Genomic DNA, 4,590 nt, shown 5'->3' with positions numbered 1-4,590 from the left:
CCGCCCCTTGGGGAGGGCATGGGGAGGGGCCTCCAATAAGCAGCAGCAACTCTGTAGGAGTTGCGTTTCCCCAGCCCAGGGTTGCGGGCGAAGCACGCTACCCTGGGTAAGCACCCCCCACTAACCTGGCAACTCTGTAGAAGTTGCGATTAGCCGTAGGCGTTACCCGCAGCAGGACAATGTAATGAAATGCATAGGTGGATATTATCAGATTGAGCATTACGCCTACGGCTACGCGCAACACCTTACCTTCCCGCACCGCAAAGCGCCGCGCCGGTGACCTTCGCGGCGCCATCCTATACCTTATTATATATATAGCGACGAGACAAACCAAAAGGGCAAACCCGAGGATGGCTATTGTGAGGCCATCGGCAGGGGCCATGAGCAAGAAGACAACCCATCTGCTGCTGACAATGGCTTGCTTGACTTAAAATATCTTAATTACCAGCGTGTTTTTCATCATTTATTTGGCAGTATGTGTCGAAAAGTGTAGCTTTGCGATGGCATTATGTGTCAGAAAGTGTTGGTTTTCGCCCAAAACATGTGTCGAAAAGTGTAAACATCTGACCATTTCATGTGTCGAAAAGTGTAAAGCGATGAAGAGGAAGATATACAAAGAGCTTGTAGACTGGAAAAACAGAGAGCAGCACAAGCCCCTGATACTAAATGGGGTCAGACAATGTGGGAAGACTTATATCCTGAAGGAATTCGGAAGGAACGAGTTCGACAATCTGGCCTACATCAGTTGCGACCGAAATGAGAGCCTGCACGCCATCTATGCAGGTGACTTTGACACGGCGCGTATCATAAGAGGATTAAGCGCGCTTACCGGCGTGGATATTATCCCTGGAAAGACTCTTATATTCTTGGATGAGGTGCAAGCATTTCCACAGGCCCTGGAGGCTTTGAAGTATTTCTGCGAAGATGCCCCCGAATATCATATCGTGGTGGCTGGCTCATTGTTGGGCGTAGCCCTGCATGCAGGCATCTCCTTTCCCGTAGGCAAGGTTCAGTCGATGCGACTGTTTCCTATGGACTTTGAGGAATTCCTCATGGCAATGGGAGAAGACCAGCTGCTCTGTCTGATGCACAACAAGGACTATGGGGTGATGAACGCGCTCCACGAGAAGCTGAAAGACTATCTGCGTCAATACTATTATGTTGGCGGAATGCCAGAGGTCGTAAAGACGTATGTGGACAACAGGCTGCCAAACCAGGTGCGCACTATTCAGAACGAAATTCTATCCAATTATGCCAGCGATTTTTCCAAGCACGCCCCGGCACAGGAGGTGCCTCGCATAGACATGGTATGGCAGTCCATACTGGGACAGCTATCCAAAGAGAACAAGAAGTTTGTCTATGGTGTGTTAAAGAAGGGCGGCAGGGCTAAGGAATTTGAACTGGCGATACAATGGCTGATGGATGCCGGCTTGGTATATAAGACAACCAGGGTGACAAAGCCCGAACTGCCGCTGAAGTTTTATGAAGACCTGTCGGCTTTCAAGCTATTTCTCTGCGATTGCGGACTGATGGGGGCTATGGCAGACACCACAGCAAAGGATGTGCTGCTTGGCGACAACGTGTTTACGGAATACAAGGGCGCCTTCACCGAACAGTATGTTCTCCAGCAGTTGCTCGCATTGGGCATCAGCCACATCTACTATTACAGCTCTGACACCTCTCGTATGGAGATGGACTTTCTCGTTCAGCGCGATGGCGCTCTGCTGCCCATAGAGGTAAAGGGAGGCACAAGCATCAAGTCAACCTCGCTGCACAATTACCTGATGGAGCATCGGGAAATATCTGCCATACGCTATTCCATGCTGCCCTACCGCCAGCAGGAGAATATCACCAACATGCCGCTATACAGCGTTTTCCTGCAATAGAGTATCGGTCAAGCCGAGTGCCTCATCAACCGTTTCTTGATGTCCCGCAGCTTGACCGATAATCATTGTTTGCCCACTCCGTCTTAGTGTCTGCCCAGAGCACACCCTCCAAGCACATCTTCCCCTCATTGCCCGAGCCCCATACCCTTCCGCCTGCTACACCCAGTATCACAACAATACGCCAAAAACAGCTGGCGAGGCTCTCTGGCCCAGCCAAAGAGTACAATAATCAGCCCAAACTTCCACTTTTTCGGGAGGAAATGAGCAAAATTCAAAATATAATTTATAACTTTGCTACAAAAGTTCAAAGTGACAATTTGAAAAAGTGGCATTATGATAAATAAGGATATACTTAAGCAGGTTTTGGCATCCAACCAAAAAGACATTGAGAACTACAAGATAGTTCCGCGTACATTGCCAGGCGACGATTTCCCATGTCGCGTGTTTGTCGGTGTACGCCGTGCCGGAAAATCGTTTATGCTGTACCAGAAGATGCAACAGACGCTGGCATCGGGACAAAGTTGGGCAACAATGCTTTACCTGAACTTTGAAGACGACCGCCTTGCGCAGTTCGATAGAAGCGACTTCGAGCTGATATTGGAGGCACACGCGGAAATGTATGGGCAACGCCCAATGCTTTTCTTGGATGAAATCCAGAATATAGAAGGCTGGGAAAAGTTTGCCCGCCGTTTGGCAGATGCAAAGTATGCCGTATGGCTGACCGGCAGCAATGCCAAGATGTTATCTTCAGAGGTTATGACCACCTTGGGAGGTCGATACTTGGCAACGGAAGTATATCCATACAGCTTTCAGGAGCTTCTGAAAATACAGGATATCCCTTACGATAAGATATCACAAATGGCTACAGAGTCGCGGGCAAAGATACTTCGGGCGTGGAATGAATATCTCTTATGGGGAGGACTTCCCGAATCTGTCGGACTTACCGTGAAACGCAACTATCTTAGCAGTACGTTCCAGAAAATATATCTCGGTGATATTGCAAGCCGTAACAAGATAGCCAACCCCAACCTTTTGCGCCTCATGGTCAAGAAACTGGCTGAGAATGTTGGCCAACCCGTGTCATACAATCGCCTGGCCAATGTTCTTTCCACCGTAAGCGGAAGGATATCAATGCCTACGGTCAGCAAGTATATCGAATACAGCGAGGCCGCATGGCTCTTGTTGCGCCTACGAAATGTTTCTGCACCATTCACAGAAAAAGAAACGTCCTGCAAGTACTACTTCATCGACAACGGAGTGCTTGACCTCTTTTTGCTCGATGGAGAGACCATGCTGCTTGAAAACATCGTTGCCCTGGCGCTTTTCCATAAGTACGGACATGATGCCGACAACGAGCGAGTGTTCTTCTATAATGACAAGGTGGAGGTCGACTTCTACATCCCCGAAGATGCCACTGCCATCCAGGTTTCGTATAGTATCACCCAGTCTACCTCTACCTATGAGCGCGAGGTCAATGCCTTGAAAAAGATCCCTGGCGCATTGTCTTGCAAGCGTCGATTGATATTGACAAATGACGAGTCCGACAGCATTGAGGACCAATATGGCACCATTGAGGTACTCCCTGTGTGGAAATGGCTGTTGCTACAGGGAAGAAACGAATGAATAACCACCTCAAACACAGCAGGAATGAGCTCCCGCACCTTGAGGAGGGTTTGTGGAGGGGCCTCTATCCGCAGCTGTTTTTGTACCGGCGAAAGCCGGACTTTTTGAACGGCCGAAGGCCGCTTTTTGTACCGTCGCGGCGGATGGCGTCATGCACCGCATGACGGTGGGGATGGCGGCGTCGACACGGAGGAAAACTCATTTTCCGACAGTCGGCACCGACATCACCGCCAAGGCGAAGCCGCCATCCGCCGCCACGGCTTTTTGTATCTACTCCATCACACTCATAGGCGCAATCAAAGTAGAAAAACACATGATTGAACCCACACAATCAGCAGCCACTAAGAGCCGAAGGTCACCAGCGCGACGCCGTGAGAAGTGGAAAGGCAAATATCACCGCTTGGCACCACCTTCTCATTACATCCACCCGCAGACCAACCACCCCCAGCCTTACAGCACCTTACCCCATCGCAATCATCATCAAGCAGAGAGCCCACCAACATCTCGTTGATGGGTTCTTCTTATGCCTGACCGTTTGTGTTTCCATCGCATTAGAAAGAGAGTTCAATTGTGGCAAACTGTCTATAAGCGCTACTTATAGCCTTTGCCCATAGGTAATCACATAGAGTTGCTGTGTGTTTTTCATGCTCATACTTATGCAGGTCGCGGTCAACAAGGCCATGGCTGCCTACCCCGTAAGACAGGCAGCCCATTGGGGTTACCCCATCCATTAATAAGGTACTGACGGTCTATAAATCATCACCTTTATGATAGTCCATATGATGACCGCTGCGCAAGCACCCAGAGGTACAAAAAAGAAAATCTTCAACCATAAAGGCATTGGATAGTACGTGCCAGGATTTACGATTCCGCTCTCCCACATGTCATACTCGAACCAGGTGTCGTCATTCAGACGACGATAATACTTTCTTCCCATAGTAATACGTTTAATTTAACCCAAATCGGTCATTAGAAAAAGTTTCTTGTCATTTTCTAATGACCGCCATTAGAAAAATAGCTTTGTATATGCTTGATTCATAAATATTTACTAACTTTACCACGAAAAAAAGAATATACTCCG

At 48.7% G+C, this 4,590-nt stretch carries 2 protein-coding genes; both read left to right on the top strand.

Going from position 1 to position 4,590, the window contains the following annotated elements; genetic code table 11:
- Positions 1-596: 596 nt before the first annotated feature.
- A complete protein-coding gene (locus CIK92_RS07035; RefSeq protein WP_022310313.1) occupies positions 597-1,886 on the top strand; it encodes an ATP-binding protein in 1,290 nt (429 codons plus the stop codon).
- Positions 1,887-2,219: 333 nt separating this feature from the next.
- Entirely contained in the window at positions 2,220-3,509 is a 1,290-nt protein-coding gene (locus CIK92_RS07025) for an ATP-binding protein (protein ID WP_022310314.1), read from the top strand.
- Positions 3,510-4,590: the final 1,081 nt, after the last annotated feature.

It is taken from the genome of Prevotella sp. P4-67 (assembly GCF_002251325.1).
In the GTDB taxonomy this organism is placed as follows: Bacteria; Bacteroidota; Bacteroidia; order Bacteroidales; family Bacteroidaceae; genus Prevotella.
Note: the sequence above shows the minus strand (reverse complement) of the source record. Positions and strands in the feature narration are given on the sequence as shown.